At 74.6% G+C, this 669-nt stretch carries 1 pseudogene; it reads left to right on the plus strand.

The features are described from left to right. Positions 1-466, plus strand: a pseudogene (locus amrb99_RS49555) (XRE family transcriptional regulator); the annotation flags it as partial. Positions 467-669 lie beyond the last annotated feature (203 nt).

Here is a 669-nt window from a genome sequence, read left to right on the forward strand (position 1 = left end):
GCTGGAGTTGCGCGCGGCGATCCTCGCGGCCCGGCTCGGCGGCGCCAGCTCGGCGGCGTGGGACTACCACGGCGCGGCGACCGAGCGGATCCGCTCGGCGGGCACGGTCCCGGAGATCCACGGGCAGCAGACGAACGCGGCGAACGCGGCCGTCCACGGGGCGGCCGTCGCGGTCGAGCTGGGGGATGTAGACGAGGCGATCCGGCGCGACGCGGAGATCGGCGAGCGCACGCTCGGCGGCCTCACCGAGGAGCGCGTCGCGCATCACGCGATCGACATGTCCCGCGCGCTGACCGAGGCCGGCGCCTACGACCGCGCGCTCGAACGGCTCGTGAGCGCCGACCGCACCGCGCCGCAGCTCACCCGGTCGCACCCGAGCGCCCATGTCGTCGTCGCGCACCTCGTCGATGTCCGCCGCACACTGCCTGAGCCGCTGCGCGGGCTCGACCGCCGCATACGCGCGTAGCAGGACTGCGCCAACCACGCAACGCCCCGGTGTTTCAATCTGAAACATTACGGGGCGTTGCTGCTGTCAGCCTGTCCGTCATGGTCACGACGACGCGAGCGAGCCGCTCGACCGGCGCGGACCAGTAATGAGCCGCGGGCGCGGCCGGTGCCGGTTGGGGGGAAACCCGCCGGCCGCGCCCGCTCCACCGCCGCGGCCTCGGG

Origin of the sequence: Actinomadura sp. RB99 (assembly GCF_014706005.1) — a bacterium.
GTDB lineage: Bacteria > Actinomycetota > Actinomycetes > Streptosporangiales > Streptosporangiaceae > Spirillospora.